This window comes from Gimesia aquarii (genome assembly GCF_007748175.1).
GTDB lineage: Bacteria > Planctomycetota > Planctomycetia > Planctomycetales > Planctomycetaceae > Gimesia > Gimesia aquarii_A.
The window spans coordinates 1,945,344-1,968,788 of record NZ_CP037422.1 but is presented as its reverse complement, the minus strand read 5'-3'; the positions used below and the strand labels follow the sequence as shown (position 1 = coordinate 1,968,788).

The window sequence follows — 23,445 nt, the reverse complement described above, 5'->3', positions numbered from 1 at the left end:
ATTGGGAAAGTTGGCAGTGAATGTAACCTGACCTCAAAATTGTACACCGCTTATTTGAAAATGAAGAATAAAAGCCCAGTCAGCCTTCGAATTTGACGTTGGACAGTGATGTCTATATAAAGAATGACACACGTCAGGCGAAACGGAGAGGTGACAGAGTGGCCGAATGTGCCGGTCTCGAAAACCGGTGTACCGCAAGGTACCGGGGGTTCGAATCCCCCTCTCTCCGCTTAGGAAAAATACAGGCTTGCAAACTGATGTATAAATTATGTTTGCAAGCCTGTATTTTTTGTAATCTGATATCTAATCTTTAAGCCACGACAGTTTTCTCTCTCGCCGTGATTCTAAAAAACTCACACTTACATATGAAACTTCTTCATGCTTTGAAGACTCTCGCCGTCGCCTGCGAGCGTGAGCAGGATTGGAAAGCCGCTATTCGAGCCCATCAACAGATCATTCAAATGGCGACAGATTTCAAAAAAAATACCGGCAGTGATCGGTTCCAAAACGCGATGCATAGCGCACATTCCAATTGTGAAAGGCTTTCGAAAGCGAACTTACTCCAGATTAAATCATCTTTGTAATATGGTAATGTTGATCTTCTGAAATTTCGACTTCTGCCAGATCGCCTGCTTTTTCGATCATGCGTTTGCAGTCGGCGTTGAGATTTCTCAGGTGTAATTCTTTTCCTTCCTGCCGATAGCGTTCCGCAATTTTGTTAATCGATTCAATCGCCGATTGGTCATAGACGCGAGAGAAGTAGAAATCGATGGCAACAAAAGGTGGATCATTCACCGGGTCTAGTAGTTCCCGGAAGCTACTGACTGATGCAAAAAACAAGGGACCATGTAATTGATACACTTTGGTGTCATCTTCAAAATGAATATCAGCCATCATATGTGTGGCATGATGCCATGCAAAAATGAGTGCCTGAACGACAATCCCCAGCAGTACCGCGATCGCGAGATTGTGAAACAGGACTGTATAGCCTGCGACGAGAACCATCACGAAGACATCACTTTTGGGAACTTTATTCCAGGTATGCAGCGTGCTCCATTCGAATGTTCCAATCACAACCATGAACATCACACCGACCAGCGCCGCCATGGGAACCATAGAAATGACAGGCTTCAAAAGTACAACCAGGGTCAATAAGCCTACTGCAGCCACAACGCCCGAAAGTCGACCACGTCCTCCGGAATTGACATTGATTAAAGATTGTCCGATCATCGCACAACCACCCATGCCTCCAAACAGTCCACAGACAATGTTAGCCGCTCCCTGACCAATACATTCGCGGTTTCCGCTGCCGCGTGTTTCGGTGATTTCATCGATTAATGTGAGAGTCATTAACGATTCAATCAATCCAACTCCGGCCAGGATCAATGAGAAGGGCATGATGATCATGAATGTTTCCCAAGAGAGGGGAGCAAGCACATACCGAGAATCGAGAAAGAACAGCATCGGTAACGGTTCTGCTGTTGCTTTCACGGAAGCCATAGCTGTGCTGATTTGTTCCTCGTTTAATACGGAAAGATCAGCAGTTATTTGTGGATCGTTTTGAATCTCAGGATTTTCAGAAGTTTGAACTGCCAGAGCAGCATCTTTAACGGCTTTCGCTTTGAGGTTATTCATCATCAGATCGTCAACAGTTTGCACAACATTTGCCTGCCCTGTTGGATTCCAGTTCTCAGGAGCAAATTTGTTGATCCCGATAGCGATCATAGAAACCACGATAATCGCAGCGAGCGAACTCGGAATGGCTTTCGTCATCCGGGGTAGCAACAAGATGATAGACATCGTCAACGCAACAAGGAAAATCATTATGGTTAATGAAGTTCCCGGTAGGAACGTCATTTTTCCATCGACACCCAGTGTTTTGAAACTTCCAATTTGTGCCAGGCCAATCACAATCGCCAGTCCATTCACAAATCCTAACATCACGGAATGCGGAACCAGGCGAATCAGTTTTCCCAACCTCAGTACACCCACGGTGATTTGAAGTAAGCCACACAGAATAACGGCGGGGAACAGGTATTGGATGCCATGCATGGCGACTAGCGAGACAACCACGACAGCCATCGCTCCCGTAGCACCAGAGATCATACCCGGGCGACCACCGGTCAGCGAACTGATAAACCCTATAAAGAAAGCAGAATACAATCCCACAGTAGGGGGGACACCAGCAACAAAAGCAAACGCAACAGCTTCAGGCACTAAAGCCAGTGCCACAGTGAAGCCCGATAAAATATCATCCTTGACAGAAGCAGTATGCTTCGAAAAATACGCTAACATCAAAACTCCAATAAACGTTCTCGAAATCGATCCGCACGGTCAGCCTGTACGACGAACGCATTCGTCTTCAGACTCTCCCTGCTGACGCGGGAAAAGGGGTGCACTTTGAACAATCCGCTCGAGTGCAAAAGCAGACTTGTAGTTCAGGATTACCGTTAAGCAAAAGTGAATTACAAGATTTAACAACACCAACTGTAAACCGTTTGATTCAAACGGGGACTCCAGACAATCACATGATTATTTCGGGGGTGTTGCAGGGAATCAGGTGGGGAGTTGAGATGATCAACCAAACTACTAAAGGGTGTCAAACTTCCTTTAGTTGTTAAATAGAACCCACTCGCCATTTCTAGTACATTCCAAATTTCTTCACAACCTCGATTAAGTAAGAACTTCAGAATTTAGGTCATGTTCATGGCCTATTCACGATAATCGTTACAGAAATTAATGATTGTCATCTCGACAATATGTAAATATGTACTGATTGATATTATTCGTTGTTCAAAATGAGGGACCATCTATCATTACTTTCCTGATTTGTAAATTTACATTCCAGAGATTTGATCTCGCACTTCTTCCCATTTCAGATCTTCAGGAATATCAAGAACCACAGGATTTTCTCCTACGGTAACCTCTGCAATCTTGGAACGTGCTCCCGTGATATAAGCATAGACAACATACTCACCCGGTGGAACTGCAGAGACGTAAGTGAAACTGACGTGATCATCTCGTACCGGCATCACGTGCGGCTCCTCTTCCTCCTTTGAAGGCCAGTAAACCACGTTGAGTACATCACCATTGGCTAATTTTCCAGAAACTTTCGTTCCTTCAGGAAGTACAACCTCTGGTTGTCGAGAGCAGGCAGTGAAAACGATTAATGCGCAACTCACAAACATGACTCTGAATAGAATATTATGGTTGTTAGAATACATAGGTATTGATACCTGAATTAGGAATGCTTGAATTTTTAATTTCATACAACTGTAGCATGTCACTTAGAATTCCCCGAGAACTTCGTTACCCTCTCGTGTTCCCAGAGCATGAGAAATCGTTCGGTCCAAATTATCGCTTAGGAATCGAACCGAACCATCGGCTAAAAGTCCGTGAGCACCTCCTGTGTGCATACTACGCATCGGTAATGCATATGCAGGTCCATTCACTGTACCAGGGCAATGTGGGCAATTTCCATCGCGCTGGCAGTCCGCGGCGGGATAGTTTGGTGGCCGTCCCATAATGATGTAGTTACGACCTTCTTTTGTAGACCAGTCTTTCCCTCGATATGTCAACGTGTTCGAACCATTGTTGGTAGAATCTGCCAAACAGTCTGACGCAGCGGCTGACCCTCCCTGATTCCAATATTTGTCTAAATGGTTCATTTCGCCATAGGCAAGCGTATTCGACAAACCATCGGTGACATCGCGGAACTTCAGTTTGTCAGTCCAAAATAACCCTCCCTTTAATCCATTAGCGGGATTGCCCGGAGCAGCAACTTGATGAGATCCGGAAATCGGCAAATAGGAAGTCTGTCGTTTGTTATTAGAAATTTCCTTATCGGAAGGGCAATGCAGTGGAACAAGTCGAACATTCGTATTAGTGCGATTGGTTGATCCTCCCGATGTGGAATAGTAGTCCTTGGGAGGGTTCTCAAAATCGAGCAGGTTATACAAGTTAGCTTGATCCAGGTTAGGCAGTAAGAAAGCCGTTGTACTCCAGCCACTGGAATAACTGCAGGGACCCCAGGATGCAAAGTTGTAATTGCGGGAGCATGTTCCACCAGGGGGCAGAACACTATGGGTCTCATGATAGTTATGAATAGCTATGCCGATTTGCTTCATATTATTTTTACAACTACTACGCCGTGCTGCTTCTCGGGCTTGTTGTACAGCAGGCAGTAATAGTGCAATCAAGATGGCAATAATCGCAATCACAACCAATAATTCAATTAGTGTGAAAGCCTTACGATGTCTTAGGGGAAATTGCTTTCTAAACATGGGCACGCTCCGTTCAGAAAAAAAGAATAAGTTTAAGGAGAGATATCTTGTTGATAGATACTGAGGCGGGGGGAAAGTTTTTGGCTTAAAAAATTATGCAAACGATGGAATATCTTAAAGTTTGCTTTTTGAAATCATATATGAATTTTATTTCACGATCAGTTCGATGTCAAATTCTTGCCATTAAGCATGATTTCTAATAATGACACGATAATTGGGGACGCTCGAAAGTAAAGATGAAATGAATTCATTAAGAAACAAAAAGAATACTTTTGAGCCGATTTCATTAAACGGAAATTAGTATCTTGGTAAATATATGCTGTCTTCTACTAATGCTCTATGGGTTAGTGATTACTGTTTCGCTGGATTTCACCGAGACGATTTATGACAAAAAATCGATTTCAAATTTATTTAGTCATCAAGTCGTTTTTTAAAATTCGAGTTTTAAGACAAAAGAATGTTTTATTGAGCAAGAAATCTTGTTGATTCAAAAATGGTGAATTCAATTCAGATCTGAATCTTCCCTTAGTATTTATCTCGATGAGTCAAATCATGAAAAGAAAAAAATTCCTGCACCTTTGCATCATCTTTACGACTGGCTTTGTCTGTCTCTTTCTGATTGGCTTTGCCTTCTTACAAGTGGTGAATTCGGTTATTGGAAGACTAAGTATTCCCGTCGATAGTATTTTGCTGTGTCTCATGCTTTTCATTACACTCCCCATGTTTGTTGCCATCTTTCTGAAAGGCAAAGATTGACGGTATCGTACATCTGATTTGTTTTATTAACAAATTAAATAAATCAATCCTCGTTTATTGAGTTGATTCACAGCTTTTGTTTACTGGCGTCACGTCTCTGCATTGGTTAATCTGAAACCATCTGTTAGTGGTATTTTTCATTATTCCTGAAGGTGTTTTCATGATCCGCGCTTTGACTCTGCTCTGTCTTCTATTTGTTTCGTCTACCAGCTTTGCGGCTCAGCGGCCGAATATTTTATTCATCTTCACCGACGATCATGCACCGCATGCAATAGGTGCTTATAAGGGTTGGCTCGAACAAGTCAACCCGACTCCTAATATCGATCAGCTGGCAGCAGACGGGATGCTGTTCAAAAACAGCTATTGCACAAACTCCATTTGTGGCCCCAGCCGTGCTGTCATACTGACTGGCAAGCACAGTCACCTGAATGGTTTCATGCGAAATGGTAACCGTTTTGACGGCGACCAGCAGACGTTCCCAAAACTGCTGCAAAAAGCAGGCTACCAGACCGCCATCATCGGTAAGTGGCATCTGTCTTCCGATCCGCAAGGCTTCGATCATTGGAAAGTTCTGCCGGGACAAGGGAACTATTACAACCCTCATTTCAAATCCGCCAAAGGACGTGAACAGATTCCCGGTTATTGCACCGACCTCGTTACTGACATGGCGTTGGAATGGTTGAAAGAAAATGCCAACTCCGACAAACCCTTTATGCTAATGTGTCAACACAAGGCACCACATCGAACCTGGATGCCTCCGCTCAGGCATTTGAATCTGTACGACGACATCGAAATTCCCGAGCCCAAAACGCTATTCGATCAATGGAAAGACAACGCCAGCCCCGCCCGTCATCAGGAAATGGAAATCGACGGTCATCTGAATCTGGTCTACGACGTCTTCGGCCCTCCCATCAATGGCTGGGACCCCAATGCGGGAAAGTCCGTCGATAAATCCGGATTCCGTAACTTGAAAAAAATGACACCTGGGCAACTTAAAGTCTGGAACGCCGCTTTTGATCCTAAAAATGAAAAGTTGAAACAAGCGGGTCTCACCGGTAAAGATCTGGTTCGCTGGAAGTATCAACGTTACATCAAAAATTATCTGCGCTGCATTAAAGGCGTCGACGAAAATATCGGTCGCATGCTCGATTACCTCAAAGAAACGGGTCTCGATCAAAATACCATCGTCATCTATTCCTCAGACCAGGGATTTTATCTCGGCGATCATGGCTGGTACGATAAACGTTGGATGTATGAGGAATCGTTCCAGATGCCTTTAATCGTCAAATGGCCTGGCGTCACCAAGTCCGGAACTGTCAATACAGACCTGGTTCAAAACCTGGACTATGCAGAAACCTTTCTGGAAATCGCCGGTGCAGATATTCCTGCCGATATGCAGGGACAATCGCTGGTCCCTCTCTTGAAAGGTGAAAAAGTAAAGTGGCGAGATGCCTTGTACTACCATTACTACGAATTTCCCAGCGTACATATGGTGGCGAAACATTTTGGAATTCGAAATCAACGATATAAGCTGATTCGCTTCTATCAGTTCGATGAATGGGAATTCTATGATTTACAGGAAGACCCTGAGGAACTGACGAATCAGTATAATAATCCAAAATACGCTGACACGATTGCGAAAATGAAAATTGAGCTCAATGAGCTGCGTAAATCGTATAAGGATGACTCTGATATCAGTGTGATGCCCGTCGAATGGCGTAAGAAGTTTCGACCCGAATTACGTTAGCATGAATCAAAGTCTGGTGAACAGTTCCGAATTCCATTCAGAGCGACCAACCAGACAACAGGAAATTACGGTTCAGACGTATCGAGATTAGTTCATCTGCCGACCTGATCTTCCATTAATTGACGAGCTTCCAGCGTGGCAGACTCCCACTCTCCTTCATGGGCCTGTGCCACAATTTCGTTCAGCCAGTTCGCTTCAGATTCAGTAATTTCTTGACTCTCAAGCGAACTCTGAATCAGTTTTGTGACGGTTTCCAGACGTTCCTTACTTTTTTGATTGCAGATCGAATACAAGGCCTTGGATATCTCATAAGTTTTAGGCGAAACCTCGGGATAGCCACACGCGTTTAATTGCAGGACAACAGCGGTCAGCAGTGTGATATCGAAGCATTTTTGTAGTGATCTTTGATTCATCTTAAAATTCTCCAATCACTTCACCTTCGTTGATACTCGAAAGTTCAGCAAAGAGAAGTAAGTCGATATTTTCTGAAACAAATCTCACGGAACCATCGCCCATACAGACATGTCCCCCTCCGGTATGCTCTGAATACATTTGCCCCACGTGAAATGTGGGGAAATTGATGGGATGCACAATCGGAAAGCCGGTAATGTCCAGTTCTCCCCCGGAGGGACCAGCATGCACCAAACACAGGGTCGCTGCGGCATCGGAACCATTTTCCGGACTGGAAAATTGAGGATGAGTAAACGCACCAGGAACGACTCCCACCCAGGTTTTGTCACTCAGCTTGGAGGAATGTTCGCCCAGGAAGATTGTGTTGGAAGTTCCATCAGTGACGTCTCGCATTTTAGTTCGGGAGTTACGGAAAAAAGGGCCATCAGCAACACGCGAGGCATCACCATTGATGGTCACTGTCGTTGTTGTTTTAGTATAGATATTCGTAAAAATAATACCTGTAGGGACGGCTCCGCACTCTCCCCAACACGATTCCTGGCCATGACTGGCTACATAATGTGAACGCCCAAACCGAATTTGTGATCCCCCTATCACCAGTGGCGCCCCTGGTTCGTCTCGTACGAGAAACGGTTCATCACTACCCGATGTTGAGGGACACAGGAAGACAGGTAACTTCGTTTGTACTATCGCAGCATGCGACGAATCCCAGCAGGCGCGATTCACTTCCAATGCATTATAGACAGGCGCCTGATCTAAATAAGGAAGTAGCATCGAACTCCAGGACCATCCAGGAGCGGCGTCCCAAGTATCTGGATCAATGTTTGCCCACGCAGGTCCTGAACCGGTGCTGGTCGCATACGAAAAATAACCGGCGGGAAATGCGGAATGAGTATCATGATAGTTATGCAAGGCAATCCCAAGTTGTTTCAAGTTATTCTTACACTGACTGCGTCGTGCGGCTTCGCGTGCCTGCTGAACGGCGGGGAGTAACAAGGCAATCAAAGTCGCAATAATGGCAATCACGACCAGTAATTCAATCAAAGTAAAACCCCGGCGTGTTTCGGGGAAAGTTAGTTTTCTCATCACAGCAGTCTTTCTGCTTCAGGTTGGTTTTGGTAGGTTGATAAATTGTAGCATCGGCTACATTTTTAAATATTGTAGCCAAGGCTACATCTGTGTCAATCAACAATGGAAAAAAATAATATCCAGAGACTTATTTTCTCGAAATCATCATTTCTGTATCGCATTCTTAGCTTCGTACGTTTCCTGCACACAACAGGAGAATTTACCGTAAGGGATTGATTTACAGGGAGATAGAATGCACTTGACACGCCCATGTCTCTGGAGAAACTAGCTCTTTGCGTCGCGCGCGCGAGGATTAAAAAATGATATGGTGCAAATCTCAGCACCTGTCTGCTTTTCACCATAAAACCCGCTGGTTTCAGAGCGATTTGGTTAATGCGTATAGGAGTTGGTTCTCGATGAGCACTTCTTTCTATACCACTTTCGAGACAGAGACGCGCATAAATTGAGTCCAGAGTAACCGCTCTACTACCACATCTCAGACAAAACCGCGCAAATCTTTGCTTGACACCTTCATGCCGTTCGCGACGATGATTCAAAGTCAGAGGATAGACGAGAATTGCAGACCAGAAAGCCATGCTTCACCTCATGTAAAAAACAACTTGTCAGAATCGCGCAAGTAATAATCGAATGGCCAAAGAGTCAGCACATAGTATTTCCATACAAACAAATTCTCCGCAAAAATAGATCCAGCACGAACCGTTTGTGGACAAGGCAAGCGAATTTTACCTGATTTGTTTATGCCGGGGAGAGATGAAAATCCGGCAGTCTTCATACAGACAGCAGAAATCAATTCCTTCAAAAACTATCAGGCAATGGAAAGTGGCACCACCTATGCAGGTATGGCATCCGCACAACGAGAATGGGTACTGCTGTTTAAGAATGACCTGCACATTTCAGTACATGGCGAAAAATCATTCATAGACCATGTTTGCGCATCTCTCGAACAGAAAAAGAAAAAATAAGGGGAGATGCGACGGTCTCGGCTCGAATTTATTACCTAATTATGCGGGTTTTGTGGAGTTCTGGAGTTGTTTGCTCATCTAGAAAAAAAGGTCACTTTCATGAATCATAAAGTTAGTTAGGTGCATCATTTGATGATGCACCGCTTTCGATATCACGAAACGGGTTGAACGACGTATTCATGGGTTGAATCAGTGCCTTACATTTCTCGCAATAGAAGGTACCTTCATAGAGTTCATACAATACAAGTCCCAATTCTGCATCACCGTGGCAGACTGCAAGTGCCCCCAGGAGGGGACGCAAGTGAGGTGGGCCTTCAACTGCCGCAAGTGATTGAAGAATCAATTTTCGTGTGAAAGGTATTGTGGCCTCAAACGTATTAATGAGTTCTGGAGCAGCAGGGGTTTTGTTTAGTCGCAAGCAGGCAGTTGCCCAGCCGAAGAACTTAAGCAGAAAAATCCTGTTTTCGTTTTCCGGGGTCGTCTTATTACAAATCGCTGTGAGATGTGGGAGCGTCGCATAAGTTGAATTGTAAGTACTCCAATCATGACAGATTTCCCAAACATCTCCGGTCTGTTCATAATCCAGTGGCTGGTTCTCCATAATCGCCTTTTCAATCAGACGCAGGGCGGGGGGAATTTTCGATGCAGAGCCAAAGCCATATTGCAGCGATTCCCACATTGGATCATCTAGTGGAATCATCAATCAAAGATCCTTTAGACAAGTGACGAGGGTCGCAGATAAACTGCCAAGCCGTAGGTTTGGGTATAAGCATCATTAGAACCGTTCAGTGCTCGAAAGTTCAAGGACTTATAAGTTGTGAACCGAGATTCTCCCGAATTGCTGTTTAGCAAGTCATCTGGAAGTAGCTCATTTCAATACTTAGAGTCTGCTAAAAAGTTTTGATTTTTTGAGTGGACACATTGGGTTGTTAACCATATTCAGTATTGGTAATCCGATGCGTATTGACTCCAATCAATGGATCGAATTTGTGCTTGAATCTTGTCGTCAATAGGAAATGCAAATTCGGCCTGAAACCAGATGATCGATAATGTCGAGGCGTCCATATTTTTGTCCTGCACAGTGTCGAAACAATCAAACTTCGTGATACACGTAATTTCAGGAATGGATGCGGGAGTACCAAAAGGATAATCGCGGTCTACTTTGATCAGTGTTTCCCGTGGCTGTATCAGGTAGGGAGCAAAATGCCATTGTTGTTTTACCCCTTCAATTGTGCGTTTGATGATGCGTTCATTCATTTCTTTAGTAGGGACGCCTTCCAACAGACCACCGTAGGTTTCCCATTGATCAATTCTCTTAAGATGAATTGAATGGCCATTATCGAGTTGAATTTCTTGACGGTGCGGCATGTGTAGTACCTTGTTTGAGTGGCATCACATCTGCTATCAGAGGATTGCAGGAGTTGACGATCTATTTGAAAAATTCTCACCACGGCCACCCTGATGTATGGCACGGTGATTCGCCGATTCAGGCAGTACCGGGAACACTTTCTAAGTCAGGAGCCGTGTGTCGGCTACACCACACACCTTGCGTTTAATTGGATTGGCGAAACCGATGACGAATACAGCCATTCCAATCATGGCACCGATCATAAAGCCACCAAAAAGGCAAATGACGCGAGTGAATATGCTATCATTTGCCACCAACAGATAAACGCCTGATGCAGTCAATACAGCCGCAATCAAGATGATGCCAACCATGAATTTTTTGGAGCATAGGAAATGCTGTACGTCGGTGGCATCTTTAGTATAGCGAGTATAATAGTCGCGAATATTCTCGCCTGTGTCCAACCATTCAAAATCAGACATGGGAAACATCGCACCACAACTTGAGCATTGAGTTTGTTCCATGCTGGACATCGGATTTGAAACAAGCTCGAATGGTTGGCCACTAACGACTGTGTCATTACCGCACTTGACGTGGCGATATGTCCGAGATTCAGGAATTTCTTGTTCGGGCATGGATGTATGCTCCAGGATTTGTATGTTGGATGACTAGTTTGTAACTAATTCTGCCTATTACCCGTCAGCCGCAAATCATCATCATTAATGAGATTGTATCAGCCATGGTTTGATTGTAAAGAAATTTTAAATGTGCTATGTGAATCTCCCTGATGTTCGCGAGAGGTGGTTATCAATCAATGTTCGGAGCTAGGAACACCACCTCAACTGCTCGACTCACGTCTTGACTTCTACTATTATCGCAGTTACTTTGAGATGTAGAGCACTTTCATTTTTCAGTTCGCACTCGAAAACGAAAACACTCTTTAATGGTAACTTAGTTGAGAAGATCACTACTCAATTTTGTGATGAACTTACAAAGTGAAAATAAGTGAAGCTGTAGCTTTGAAAACGGATTCGGTATCAGGGCTCATCCGAGTCTGCCAAAATTTTTCTTGTCTGTTTTTCGCTACCTGTCAGGAGATGTGGATTTGCTTTCCGGTCTGCTGGAAATTGGACTCAACGCACCATTGCATGTTCGTGAGGAACGGCTTTCATCGTGTCCCAATGCGTGTCGTTTAGCTTACGTCAGTGATATCCACTTGCGGACCGGCAGATCTGCTCACATTGTGCAGCAAGTGATTGATGCCGTGCGTTGCTGCAACGCAAATGCAATCCTCCTGGGAGGCGATTTGGTAGATCACTTATCCGAATTGGATCGCTTATGTGAGCTGGTTGAGCAGCTTACCCGATTCGCGCCGGTGCTTGCGATCGGTGGAAACCACGACAGATACGTCGGCGCTAACAAAGTACGTGATGCCGTTTTCAATGGAGGTGGTGTATGGATACATGATAGTAATATTGACATCACACACCATTCTCGTGTGATTTCAGTCTATGGCCCTGACTTTATTGATCAGCCAACCGGTGATGTGCGGGTGCTTTGTGCGCATAACCCCCGAATCTGGAAAACATCACGAAGTGTTGACTATGACCTCATACTTGCCGGACACTTGCATGGGTGCCAGTTTGTTGCCTTCGAGTTTCGCAACCGCTTATTTCCGGGAGCATTTTTTTACCCATACAATTATCTGAGTCATCAATCCGGTACAACACGTCTTGTCGTGAGCCGCGGCATCAGCGACCTTGTGCCGATTCGCTGGCGGTGTCCTCGCGAAGTTGTTCTCTGTTATGTCTGACATGGAAGTGGAGGAAAAGACAAGCCTATGATTTCTCCAATCAATTATGACTTTGAAAAGGCCGAGCCACAGCCAGGTCATCTCGCATCCAGTCTGGTTGCCATGATCAGTTTTTTTCGCGGGTTACCGTTTTTTATTTCCCGTCGGCCAAGAACTCCGCTCCGCGTCTTCTGTATGATGGCATTCGATACCGTTCACGTACTTCGATATGCGCGGCGAATGCCGTCAGACAAGTTACAAAACCTCGCGTTGCTACTCGATTTCGGCGCGAGTGCGAATGATTTCTTCGATAAGAATGGTTTCTCTCGTCAGGAATATCGAGTAACCCGGTGGCTACTCGAAAGGGCTGAAGCTAACGTGGCGATCGATGAATACATGAGTCGGTTGCGCTATCTTGAGAATCGACGCCCGTCGTTGAGTGGTGATAGTTTACAGCCTAAGAAGATTCGAACATATCGGGAATCGGTCATCCGGCTGTCGTTGGGAATGGTCGCTGCGACGGCACTCAACAACTTGACTATTGAAGACGGCATCCAGGCGACACACTGCGACGAAGATCTCGAAATGTTATACCGAATTGTAATGCTTTGCCAGATCATCGACGATGTCCTCGACTTTGCAAAAGACACCAGGGACGGACTGCCAAGTTTTCTGACAGCGCACATATCACCAAATCAAGCTTTAGCACTGACTTTAAAAGCAGCGATGCGATATGCTGACCTGGGCAGTTTGCCATCTTCGCCATATGTGTTTCCATTCCGTTTAGCGATGCTAGGAATGTTAATACTTACTAAGGTGGCAATCATGTTTGGGCGCTGGCGATTGAGATTCTACGTGCTGCGAAACCGGATCACATCAATCACAGGCTGGTACGCATCTACTGATGCTCATTCATGATGCGGAGCAAGTAATTATTTAGATCAATCGGCCATGATTTGGATTGTGAGTAAAGCAACTTAGTATTTACGATTTGCTAGTATCCGATAATTATAAGGCCGGTGATTCCACGATGCGAGGTGGTAAGTAAATTGTGAATTCTGTTCGGTTTTGGATGAGGACGCTATGAACGTTAAATATCTTACCACGTTCGACTATCCCAAGACGATCGAGTAGGTCGAAGCGTGCTGTCAGGACGTTGCCGACAGTTGTTTGAAGCCGGTCATGCCAAATTGCGTATGAGCCAAGTTTGCCATCTCGACGAAAGTAGTAACCCATTCGCGGATGAGTCAACAAAACCAAGCCCGATTCCAGGTTGTCGAAGCCTTTGAGTTCCGTTGGTGGATTCCCTGTATCAGTGAGTTCAACGTGCGCATCGGCCCAGCTATTGGTCGTTTGCATTCGGTAGGTCGTGTAGCGTTTCGCAGAAGTATCGAATTCACAATCGAATTGGATATTGGCTCGATGCCATGGCAGTTTCCACAGATGTCGAGGCACTGAAACGGTCCAGGAATCAAGAGAAGTGCCGATGAACCAGGCAACATGCGCACCTGTTTCGGAATCAGTTACGTAAATACGATAGTTCGTCTGCCCAAATCGCCACTTCGGCCAAGAGATTTTGGAAAAGCGAAAGTCCTGATCAACAAAAGGAACAACAGAAAGCAGCGCCCATTCACGGCCATCCACTTTGATGAGATCAAGATGGAAACGTGGATGGATCTGCTGCCGAACCGCATCGGGATTCACGAGGCAGGTAATGATGGCGAAGTGCGCGAGCGTCGTGTCGACATCAATGCCTGTTGGAGGCTTGCGAGAAAGCAAGCCATCGCTAAATGCTAACGTCTCGATTTTGTTCATTTCGTCGGTTTAACTTGTTTATACGCCGCTTCTGCCTATCACCTGCAGGCGGTAAATTGTGTAAATGAAATTGTTACAGCTTGTAAGGTATAAGTGATTAATGAAGCTACGTCCCACATCAGTAGTCTAATCGAATTTCATTTTTTTAATGTGCGCCGCTGCGGCGTCTGCCAGTACGTCGCGGAACATTCGGTCGGGATTGTCGAAAAAGGCGATGCTGATTCCCCGATCGACGGAGCGGGTGGCCAGCAAGGTTAGCATCGGTGTGGGAGGCACATAACGCTCCATATAAAGGAGCCGCATCCCATTCCCTTTAATGTGCAGCAGGTGTTCAAAGTACTGCATGGCAAGATTGTCTTTGCGGGCCAGCACGGCACCCTTCACTGAGACGCGCAGTTTCTGCCATTCTTCGGGCGTCATTTCTTTTTTCCAGGCCATGACCTGCCGGTGCATTGCATCGAGTTGGCTTGCCGCTGCTCCTGCAATATTCGCTTTAATCATGGGCAGCATGCTCCGCGTGAAAGTATGCAGCTCTTCGGTGCTGAACTGCTGTTGTTGAATCACCTTTTCCAGGAACTGCTTCGAATCAGCCAGGAGCTGTTTCTGCCGTTTGAGGTTTGCACCTTCCAGACCAATATGATCAATCTGTTTTTCGACCCGGTCGATTCGCCCGCGATATTCAGTTAGTTGTCGAAGGCGTTGAGCGTCGAGCTTGCCGGCCCCGGGGGGGCCGAGCATGAGGTAGATCGCGACAGGCATATGTGCAAAGACTTTTAATGTATCGTACCTGGGAAGAAGCATTTCGGATGTGGTTTCCGAATTGTTGCGGACCAGGACGAGTTTTCCATCGCGTAGTAAAATGATCGGCCCGCCAGAAGCGAGATCTAACTTTCTAGCGACCGTGTGAGCATTAATGAAGTCACGATTCAGATTATAAAGTGCAGTGCTCGTTGCTTCATTGATCTCTTCCGAATAAGCCGTGTGTGACAATAAAATGAAAATGAGGCCAGTGGAAAAAATTCGTCTCATGTTCCTGTCTCCCTGATTCAGAATAAGCTTACGGATCGACTTACAATAACGTGTTGGGTTGAAATAAAATCGTAGCAACTCGTGGCTCGGTTGTCGAATCTTTGTGATCAGAATCTTCACGTTGTATCTGAGAAGTCGTTATTGCTCTCCTCTTTGTGGATGCAACGCATACAGTCGATCTGGATAATCATAATCGGGCAGCATGACATCTTTCTCGTAGGTCATCCCGATTTTCTCAATCACCCGAATCGAGGCTGTGTTGCCAGGGTCGACCAATGCGATGATTCGAGTGAGGGAAAGCATATCGAACGCATAATCTCGCACAGCGATTGCGGCTTCCGTCGCATAGCCTTGTGACCAGAAACATGGTTCGAAACGAAAACCGATTTCAATTTCCTCTTGACCTTCAATGTCCGGAAATTCTGACAAGCCACAATAGCCGATCATGCGATTTGTCTTTTTCAACACGATGGCCCAGATCCCAAAACCGAGTTGGGAGTATTCATCAATGCGATTCTCTGTCCACCTCTTCACATCATCCGGAGTCTTCACTCCACTGCTGAACTTCATGACCTCTGGATCGCATAGAATCCGGCAAGCCGCTGTAACATCCGACATCTCAAATGGCCTAATAAGAAGGCGCTCAGTCTGGCTGATGATGCTTTGTCGCATGGATTTCTTTGTCTTATATGAGTTCAACTTATTACGAGTTAGCCACCCTTTTGCGGACTGGGATGGAGGTTGAATATTGTTTTAAATCACATTGTAGCAGTTTTTAATGTCATATGATTGGACATTCCTGAATGAAAACAGATGGTTTGTTTCTGTCACGCGTAATCCCAATCGTCTGGACTGTAAAATGACCAGAAATGACGTTATGATATTGCCCCGCATATAATCAATGATATTAAGGCGATTCAGGATGGCAAAAAAGCAAAAACCGAAGAATCAGCACGAACGCACACGTGTCGATCATGCCACGGAAATTGCCGAGGATTATGTCGAAGCGATTGCGGAAATCCTCGAAGAGCAGGACGTCTGCCGGGTGAAAGATCTTGCCGAGCATTTTGCCGTGAGTCACGTCACCGTGAATCGAACGGTGGCTCGTCTGCAGCGGGATGGTTATGTCACGACTGAGCCTTACAGTCCAGTAGAATTAACCAGCCAGGGAGCAAAGCTGGCGAAAAATTCCCGGCGTCGCCATGAAATTGTCCTCAGTTTTTTGATTGCGCTTGGTGTGACTGAAGAAACTGCAGCCACCGATACGGAAGGCATTGAACACCATGTCAGCCCTGAAACTTTGAGTGTGATGGAAGCCTTCATTTCAAAAGCCCATCACTAATTTGCGGCTGTTCAGCCGGTTGTTGAAAAACTCTCACTACGACCAGGATTCTTTACTGAAATAGGGTCAAGTCTCTGCTAGGATGGATTGAGATATCAGTTTGAGATTCCCTTAGCCTCAATGGAGATGATTAATGATTCGCAGTCTTGGTCGATTTATCACATGTGCATCTTGCCTCGCGTTATTTTTTCTGTGCACCTCTCAGATTACGCCAGCAGCAGAGACAAAGCCCAATGTCCTGTTTCTAATTTGTGACGATTTGAATTGTGACCTTGGCTGTTATGGTCATCCTCAAGTGAAGTCTCCTAATATTGACCAACTGGCAAAGCAAGGCGTTCGATTTCAGAACGCATATTGTCAGTTTCCCTTATGTGGACCGAGCCGCGCTTCTTTTATGACGGGCCTCTATCCTGATCAGACTTTGATTCATCGTAATGCCATCTACATTCGAGAACATGTTCCCAACGTCCAGACGATGTCGCAAATGTTTCGCAATCATGGATACTTCGCGACACGTGTGGGGAAAATTTACCACTATAATGTTCCCAAACACATCGGAACCAGTGGGCACGATGACCCTTATTCCTGGAATCAGACTTTCAATCCCCGTGGCCGTGATGTTGATGATGAAGACAAAATTTTCAGTCTGACTCCCGGCAGCTTTGGTGGAACCTTAAGTTGGCTGGCTGCTGAGGGGACCGATGCAGAACAGACCGATGGTATCGCTGCCAAGATTGCCATTCAGCAACTCAAAAAACATGCCGCCCAGAAGACTCCCTTTTTCATGGCTGTCGGATTGTTTCGACCACATACTCCTTACGTAGCTCCGAAGAACTATTTCGAAATGTATCCTACTGAAAAAATCAACGTTCCCCAAGTTCCCAAGGGATACCTTGATACGATTCCTCCACCTGCCCGTAAGAGTTTGTTGCGCAAAAAAAATCAGGTGAATCTGCCTGACAAATTAGCGCGCCAGGCCATTCAGGCCTACTACGCTTCGATTACTTTCGCTGACGCACAGATCGGCCATATTCTCGCGGCTCTTAAAGAGACAGGCCTTGATGAGAATACGATTGTCGTTTTCACCTCCGACCATGGTTACCATATGGGAGAACACGGATATTGGCAGAAAACGACGTTGTTTGAAAATGCCGCTCATGTGCCTTTGATTATTGCCGGTCCCGGAGTCTTAGCCAAAGGACAAACTGCGGTTTCTCCTGCTGAAATGGTTGATTTCTATCCGACGCTGGCAGAACTATGTGGCTTGAAAGCACCGGCTTCGATTTCCGGGGTCAGTCAGGTACCAACTTTGAAAGATGCCACAACGTCTTCTCGTAAAACCGCTTTGACACAATATGCAAACGGTTACAGCATCCGTACGCCGAGCTACCGCTATACGGAATGGGGAGAGGCAGGCAAAGAAGGAGTAGAACTCTATGACCACAATACGGATCCCGCTGAAATGAAAAATCTGGCAAATGATCCTGAAACAAAGCAGTTGCGGGACGAATTATCCCAAATATTACAGGCACGAATTCAACACGCAAGCCAGAAACCAAAAGGGGTCAAGCAGATCAAATTCGAAAATCGAAGGCGCGTTCCCAGGTAAAAACGGGTTTGCCCACTTGTAATTCCCGACTATGTTGAATTGAATAAAATGAGACGACTCGAACCAAACTGATACCGAATAGAAATTGGAATCAACCATGAATCTATCCCGCCGTGAATTTTCCAAATCACTTGCGCTCGCTGGACTCGGCTGTGTGACCGGACAATGGGCAACCAAAAAAGCTCTCGCAGCAGAACCGAAAATTGAAGCAGGTACGGGCTTCATTGATATGCACACGCATATTGGTACGTATACCGATCCTAAAAAGAATCTCTCCGTGGAAGGTTTGCTGAAATGGATGGATCAGTTTCAGGTCGAAAAATCCGTTGTGCTGCCACTGACTTCACCAGAATCAACCATGTATCTGCAAACGACCGAGTCGGCATTGGCAGCCGCCAAAGCATATCCCGATCGGTTGATTCCCTTTTGCTCGGTCGACCCGCGAACGACTCATGCCGGGAGTGTCAAATCTTTAGTGAATATGCTCCAACGTTGGGTAGATCAAGGGGCGAAAGGATTTGGCGAACATAAAGTCGGTCTGAATTTCGATGATCCTCTGATGATGCGGGTCTATGAAGCATGTCAGGAAGTAGGTATTCCTTTGCTATTTCACATCGATAACATTCGTGGCAAGGATGTTCCTGGCCTCAAGCGTTTGGAAAATGCACTCAAGACATTTCCCGAGTTAAATTTCATTGGACATGGCCCTGGCTGGTGGGCTTCCATTTCCGGTGGCCTCACTCAGCAGGAGTTGGGTGGCTATCCTAAGTCCAAAGTCAAACCGGGAGGTGCCATCGATGACTTAATGAGCCGCTATCCAAATCTCTACGGTGATCTTTCTGCTGGTTCCGGCGCCAATTCCATTTCACGTGATCTCGAATTCGGTACGAAATTCTTGATTCGCCGACAGGATCGCATACTGTTCGGAACCGATTATCTGGCCCCCGGGCAACATGTTCCTCAGTTCGAACTCTTCCAGAAAATAGAACTTCCTGCTGATGTTCGTTCTAAAATCTATCGTGAAAACGCCATTAAACTTCTCAAGTTGACTTAGTCTGAAAAACTATTGACTCAAACTTGTGGATGAAAAATAGATAAATAGATTATGTGTGTTATACACGACAGAAATGTGTTCAATTGTTCATTTTAATCTGTTTTTCAATAAATACTTGCGGAGTTCCGGTTGTTCTTTCCGATCATATTTGTATATCCTAATATATAAAGTTTCCTGCCTAAGTTACTCGCCACATAGGTACTAAATAAAGAACTGTCTCAGTCGAAATCAGCCGTTTTTAATGTGAGACCATTTTTTATCTAATCCTAATTAATAATCGACCATCGATTTTAGATATGGGAGAGTTCGGATGTCTCAACCAACCAGTTTCCCAAACAATCCACACCAACTTCATCACGCCGGTGGAAGCTCATTTTCTCATTTCGCACCGGGTAGCGATCTGGTTCACGTGGGGAGTCGGCGTTGGTTTCTTCAAATGGGCATGGCCGGAATTGCCGGGCTGTCTGTTCCTCAACTTCTTAAGCAACAGGCGCTGGCGTCTCCCGAAGCGAAAGTAGATCAGAAGGTACAAGCCAAGTCAGTGATTCTGATTTGGCTTTCTGGTGGGCCCAGCCAACTGGATACCTGGGATTTAAAACCGCAAGCTCCTAAAGAAATTCGTGGTCCTTTTAATTCCATTTCCACCTCGATCAACGGAATTGATATTTGTGAGCATATGCCGAAGCAGGCAGCGATGATGGATAAGTTTGCCATCATTCGTTCTATGGATGCCACGGCCAGCAATCACACACCAACGACTTTCCAGGCTGCGAATCCCAAGTCACGTCGAACGAACGACAATCGCGATGGCGGAGGTTATCCTTCGATGGGATCTGTGGCTGCCAAATTCCGTGGACCAAACGTACCTGGTATGCCAGGCTTTGTGGCACTGGCTGACAGCATGAAATCCGATATTTACGGTGCCGGTCATTTGGGGCATCGTTATGAACCATTGGATGGCGTGAAATCCGCGGGTAAGTTTGGCATGCCTGCCGGAGTTCAAACTTCCCGCTTGAATGACCGTAACGAATTACGTCGCCAGTTTGATCAGCTCCGAAAGCATGCGGATCTCTCGACTGAACTTTCATTGCAGGATCGTTACGTGCAGGAAGCTTACGATATGGTGTTGTCAGGAAAAGTTGCGAAAGCATTTGACCTGAACCGCGAACCACAGAAGCTTCGAGAAAAATATGGTAGCCACTCTTTTGGACAGAAGTCGTTACTGGCGCGCCGGCTTGTTGAATCGGGTGTGACTTTCATTACGATGAGTGATGCCTGGGGGCACTGGGATCATCATGGTGATGAAGTGAAATGGGGTGGCATTGAGAAAGGTCTCAAGCCCATGTTGCCGGTTCTCGACCATGGGATCACCACTTTGGTCAGTGACCTTGATGAACGAGGGCTGCTCGATTCGACGCTAGTGCTGGTACTTGGTGAATTTGGCCGTGGTCCGGTCATGACCAAAACCAATGGCCGTGGTCACTGGACTCCGGTGATGTCGATGTTGGCAGCCGGTGCAGGTGTTCCCGGCGGACAAGTCATTGGTGCCACAGATCGACGCGGTGGCGAAATTGCAGAGCGACGATTAGGCCCGGGAGACCTCGGTGCTACCGTATTCAAAAAATTGGGCATCGATCCTTACGGTCACTGGATCAAACCGGGTGGACGTCCTACACCATTGGTCGATGGTCCTGCTGGTCCGATTGCGGAACTTGGTTAATCAGTGATTGCAAACTCCAGAAAGCGAGATTCACTCGCATTCGGAGTGTTCGATTTTCTTTTCGATAAATCAATGGCAAAAGGACGTTCGATGCTATTTCCTGCCAGATCTTCGAGCACGGTTCCTGCAACCAATCGATAGTGACCTGTCTGCCACGGGCTGTCTGGTATGAATCGCCAAACGGACTCATGTTGACCGAGTTGAATCTGTCCTTTGACAATAGCCCCCTGCTCTGTCTGCACTTTCATCTGATCTTTGAGTAGTACGTAGTCCAGAGGTTCGCCCAGTTCACAGATCAGTGGCTTTCGTGTTCCTTTGAGGGGAACGCTTAATTTCCAGTCCTTCACGAATGGCTGACGTTCATCGATGGCGACTGCTGAGAATGGTTTCGAAACGGGTGTTCCCAGTGCGTGCCCCGATAATGAGGCCCACTTTGGGTCGATTTTCAATTCGTACTCGTCTCCCTCATTCAGAATCGCACCCAGTTCGACGTTCAGATTGACTCCTGCCTTCTGTCTCCCCGGATGGAACCAGAGTGTTAACTGTTTACCATCGGGAGACCAGAGTTCGGTATGGCGAAATGGGCGGGGGACTTGTTTGTTTTGAGTTTTGTTGAACAGAGAAAAATAATCAAAGATCTCTCCCTGCTGCATCGGCTCGGAGAATTGAATGTAAAATTTTAAGTGATTCGCGGGGAGCCTCTTTCCCGAAGGGTAAATCGCCAGCACACGGGGAGGCTTGAGATTGGGTAATGGAATATAATATTCGGCTTGAAGTAATTTTGCCTTCGTTTTTGCAGATAACTCTAACGGTTTTGGATCGAAGATTGCTTGATAGCGAGTCCCTCGGACTAAGGGAAACGCTGGCTCGAATTCCAGACGGTTTGTTTTAATGCGATAACGTCCCAGCATTGCTGGAATATTTTGTCCGGACTGTTTTTGCAACTTGAATGTCAGCACCTCATGAAGCTTTTCTTCATCAGCTTGTTTGAGAGAACTCCAGAACTCGGGTTGATTTGCTGTGACAACAACCAGACACTGTCGTGGGTCTTTGGGATTTGCAGTGATCTTTAATGTGAATGGTTCAACCGGTTTACTCGCATGAATCTCTGTCGGGAGTCCCCAACAGCAAATCAAAAGTACGGCCAAAAACTGCCTGCGATGCCTCTCTACGATTTGTTGGTGTGGTTTGATCATAGCGCTGACTGTTTTTGAAAATCTGATATTAAACAGCGAAAAAACCCTTCCCTGTTCGCAAAACAGAACAGGAAAGAGTCTATAGCTGACTCACAACATCTATTAAGGAAGCTGTGAAATTTCCAGATCGAGGTGTCCGTCATTATCACGGAGTACAACGATTTCTTTTTTATCCAGTTTATCAATGTGCACTGCACCGGCAAGCTGATCGACAATTTCGATTCCATCCGGCCCTGATTTCTGTTTCACATTTCGCCGAACGGCATCTTCATTCACGTCTTCCGCTTCGAGGTAGTCCATATTGACGCGGACGCCCCACCACTTACTAGGACCATACATATTCCTTTTCCAGTGGAACCGAAATGTATTGGTTAACAGCCACTCTTTGCCATCACTTTCATAAGTCAACATATCCAAGGGGCGATTTCCTGAACCGAGTTCGACCACACTCGTCCCTTTGACTTTGCTGCCCGACTGTAATTCATCCAGCGGAAATTTGGCGATAGGCGTACAGGCAAACGCGCCTACAATGTAGTTCTTGCCTTGGTTGGTATACGGTACAAAAGATTGAATGGGCGCCTTCGTTTCCCACCTGCGATGTGCTACATGGTACGTTTCGGCACTGTAGATATCAGCCGAGGTTCCATGTGTGATCGGAAGAGGAATCGAATAAATTTTATTGACAAATTCGGCATTGGATTGTGCTGCTGCCAAAAGACGATTACTGGCCAATGCCACTCCTGTAATATTTCTGATTTTAGAATTCTTACCACCGGGCAGACCAACCTGCACAAAATCGACCTCAGACAGATCGAAGTTTTTGACCTTACCTTGCGCGTCAATGACCAGGATGGCGGGTTGCCCATCAGTCTTACGGCGAACGGAAAGATAGACTTTACCACTTTGTGAGTTCACGGCCATATCTGCGATTTGAATTTGGGAGGGTTCAACCCCCATACTGGCGGCGACAGCAACATCAATTTTAGGAATTTTCTTTTCCAGCTTTTTTAAGGGGCCCAGATCATGAGTGTCAATTACAGTTACAGTCGCTTTCGCGGGGTCCGCCACCACCAGCAATCCGCTGGGTCCAAAGGTTATTTTCCCAACCGATTTGAAATCGGGATTTCCCTTCTGTACTTTTTTGAGATACTTGCTCGCCGCATCCTTGGTCACACCGGCTTGAGCCATTTGGCTACCTGTGAGTAGCAGCAGGAGCGCCACAATAGGGGCGCCTGCTTTCATGATTCGCGATCTGATCATCAAACTGGTTCCTGAAAAAAGTGTTGTAAAATTTT

Annotated in this window: 23 protein-coding genes and 1 tRNA gene; 10 read left to right on the top strand and 14 right to left on the bottom strand. The window is 46.0% G+C overall.

The genetic code is table 11. The features are described 5' to 3' along the window. Positions 1-144: 144 nt before the first annotated feature. Positions 145-229, top strand: a tRNA-Ser gene (locus V202x_RS07910). A gap of 130 nt (positions 230-359) precedes the next feature. Here the strand turns inward: V202x_RS07910 and V202x_RS27420 are convergent. The 4 genes from V202x_RS27420 to V202x_RS07895 all read right to left on the bottom strand — a co-directional run bounded on the left by V202x_RS27420 (position 360) and on the right by V202x_RS07895 (position 4,283). Further along, positions 360-518, bottom strand: a complete 159-nt coding sequence (locus tag V202x_RS27420) for a hypothetical protein (RefSeq protein WP_197993284.1) — start codon at positions 516-518, stop codon at positions 360-362. A gap of 49 nt (positions 519-567) precedes the next feature. Next, the gene (locus V202x_RS07905) at positions 568-2,295 is read right to left on the bottom strand and encodes a SulP family inorganic anion transporter (RefSeq protein ID WP_145172789.1); all 1,728 of its coding nucleotides are present in this window, start codon (positions 2,293-2,295) and stop codon (positions 568-570) included. 542 nt (positions 2,296-2,837) lie between these two features. Then, positions 2,838-3,224: a hypothetical protein gene (locus V202x_RS07900; protein WP_145172787.1), complete on the bottom strand. Its 387-nt coding sequence runs from the start codon at positions 3,222-3,224 to the stop codon at positions 2,838-2,840. Between the two features lie 63 nt (positions 3,225-3,287). Then, positions 3,288-4,283, bottom strand: a complete 996-nt coding sequence (locus V202x_RS07895; protein WP_145172785.1) for a DUF1559 domain-containing protein — start codon at positions 4,281-4,283, stop codon at positions 3,288-3,290. Between the two features lie 552 nt (positions 4,284-4,835). Here V202x_RS07895 and V202x_RS07890 point away from each other — a divergent pair. Together V202x_RS07890 and V202x_RS07885 are read left to right on the top strand one after the other, a co-directional pair. Next, positions 4,836-5,039, top strand: a complete 204-nt coding sequence (locus V202x_RS07890; RefSeq protein WP_145172783.1) for a hypothetical protein — start codon at positions 4,836-4,838, stop codon at positions 5,037-5,039. Between the two features lie 160 nt (positions 5,040-5,199). Next, positions 5,200-6,786 carry a sulfatase gene (locus V202x_RS07885; RefSeq protein ID WP_145172781.1) on the top strand — a complete coding sequence of 529 codons (1,587 nt, stop codon included), beginning with the start codon at positions 5,200-5,202 and terminating at the stop codon, positions 6,784-6,786. Positions 6,787-6,878: 92 nt separating this feature from the next. Here the strand turns inward: V202x_RS07885 and V202x_RS07880 are convergent, their stop codons facing one another. Together V202x_RS07880 and V202x_RS07875 are read right to left on the bottom strand one after the other, a co-directional pair. Then, entirely contained in the window at positions 6,879-7,199 is a 321-nt protein-coding gene (locus tag V202x_RS07880) for a hypothetical protein (RefSeq protein ID WP_145172779.1), read from the bottom strand. 1 nt (position 7,200) lies between these two features. Further along, a complete protein-coding gene (locus V202x_RS07875; RefSeq protein WP_145172777.1) occupies positions 7,201-8,283 on the bottom strand; it encodes a DUF1559 domain-containing protein in 1,083 nt (360 codons plus the stop codon). Positions 8,284-9,023: 740 nt separating this feature from the next. On the opposite strand from V202x_RS07875, the gene V202x_RS07870 reads away from it, so the two are divergent. Continuing rightward, complete coding sequence (locus V202x_RS07870; protein ID WP_145172775.1) at positions 9,024-9,248, top strand: hypothetical protein; 225 nt, start codon at positions 9,024-9,026, stop codon at positions 9,246-9,248. A 112-nt stretch (positions 9,249-9,360) separates the two neighbouring features. Here V202x_RS07870 and V202x_RS07865 read toward each other — a convergent pair whose 3' ends face one another. The 3 genes from V202x_RS07865 to V202x_RS07855 all read right to left on the bottom strand — a co-directional run bounded on the left by V202x_RS07865 (position 9,361) and on the right by V202x_RS07855 (position 11,228). Beyond that, positions 9,361-9,948 carry a hypothetical protein gene (locus tag V202x_RS07865; RefSeq protein ID WP_145172773.1) on the bottom strand — a complete coding sequence of 196 codons (588 nt, stop codon included), beginning with the start codon at positions 9,946-9,948 and terminating at the stop codon, positions 9,361-9,363. A 239-nt stretch (positions 9,949-10,187) separates the two neighbouring features. After that, entirely contained in the window at positions 10,188-10,616 is a 429-nt protein-coding gene (locus tag V202x_RS07860) for a hypothetical protein (RefSeq protein ID WP_145172772.1), read from the bottom strand. A gap of 141 nt (positions 10,617-10,757) precedes the next feature. After that, on the bottom strand, positions 10,758-11,228 hold the full coding sequence (locus V202x_RS07855; RefSeq protein WP_145172770.1) for a hypothetical protein: 471 nt from the start codon (positions 11,226-11,228) through the stop codon (positions 10,758-10,760). A gap of 464 nt (positions 11,229-11,692) precedes the next feature. Here V202x_RS07855 and V202x_RS07850 point away from each other — a divergent pair, with 464 nt between their 5' ends. Both V202x_RS07850 and V202x_RS07845 read left to right on the top strand, forming a co-directional pair. Further along, complete coding sequence (locus tag V202x_RS07850) at positions 11,693-12,406, top strand: metallophosphoesterase (protein ID WP_197993283.1); 714 nt, start codon at positions 11,693-11,695, stop codon at positions 12,404-12,406. A 27-nt stretch (positions 12,407-12,433) separates the two neighbouring features. Next, positions 12,434-13,303: a hypothetical protein gene (locus V202x_RS07845; RefSeq protein ID WP_145172766.1), complete on the top strand. Its 870-nt coding sequence runs from the start codon at positions 12,434-12,436 to the stop codon at positions 13,301-13,303. 90 nt (positions 13,304-13,393) lie between these two features. On the opposite strand, the gene V202x_RS07840 is transcribed toward V202x_RS07845, so the two are convergent. The 3 genes from V202x_RS07840 to V202x_RS07830 form a co-directional block, all read right to left on the bottom strand. Next, positions 13,394-14,200, bottom strand: a complete 807-nt coding sequence (locus tag V202x_RS07840; RefSeq protein WP_145172764.1) for a DUF2071 domain-containing protein — start codon at positions 14,198-14,200, stop codon at positions 13,394-13,396. Between the two features lie 126 nt (positions 14,201-14,326). Next, positions 14,327-15,229, bottom strand: coding sequence for a hypothetical protein (locus V202x_RS07835; RefSeq protein ID WP_145172762.1), 903 nt, complete (start codon positions 15,227-15,229; stop codon positions 14,327-14,329). A 138-nt stretch (positions 15,230-15,367) separates the two neighbouring features. Next, positions 15,368-15,901 carry a GNAT family N-acetyltransferase gene (locus V202x_RS07830; protein ID WP_145172760.1) on the bottom strand — a complete coding sequence of 178 codons (534 nt, stop codon included), beginning with the start codon at positions 15,899-15,901 and terminating at the stop codon, positions 15,368-15,370. 250 nt (positions 15,902-16,151) lie between these two features. Between V202x_RS07830 and mntR the strand changes: the two genes are divergently transcribed. The 4 genes from mntR to V202x_RS07810 all read left to right on the top strand — a co-directional run bounded on the left by mntR (position 16,152) and on the right by V202x_RS07810 (position 20,954). After that, on the top strand, positions 16,152-16,571 hold the full coding sequence (gene mntR / locus V202x_RS07825; RefSeq protein ID WP_145172758.1) for a manganese-binding transcriptional regulator MntR: 420 nt from the start codon (positions 16,152-16,154) through the stop codon (positions 16,569-16,571). Between the two features lie 133 nt (positions 16,572-16,704). After that, entirely contained in the window at positions 16,705-18,180 is a 1,476-nt protein-coding gene (locus V202x_RS07820; protein WP_145172756.1) for a sulfatase, read from the top strand. A gap of 97 nt (positions 18,181-18,277) precedes the next feature. After that, complete coding sequence (locus V202x_RS07815) at positions 18,278-19,234, top strand: amidohydrolase family protein (protein WP_145172754.1); 957 nt, start codon at positions 18,278-18,280, stop codon at positions 19,232-19,234. A gap of 310 nt (positions 19,235-19,544) precedes the next feature. Beyond that, entirely contained in the window at positions 19,545-20,954 is a 1,410-nt protein-coding gene (locus tag V202x_RS07810) for a DUF1501 domain-containing protein (protein WP_145172752.1), read from the top strand. Here the strand turns inward: V202x_RS07810 and V202x_RS07805 are convergent. Both V202x_RS07805 and V202x_RS07800 read right to left on the bottom strand, forming a co-directional pair. Beyond that, complete coding sequence (locus tag V202x_RS07805; RefSeq protein ID WP_145172751.1) at positions 20,951-22,150, bottom strand: hypothetical protein; 1,200 nt, start codon at positions 22,148-22,150, stop codon at positions 20,951-20,953. The two genes, V202x_RS07810 and V202x_RS07805, sit on opposite strands and share 4 nt — an antisense overlap. Positions 22,151-22,252: 102 nt before the next feature. Next, a complete protein-coding gene (locus V202x_RS07800) occupies positions 22,253-23,410 on the bottom strand; it encodes a hypothetical protein (protein WP_145172749.1) in 1,158 nt (385 codons plus the stop codon). Positions 23,411-23,445: the final 35 nt, after the last annotated feature.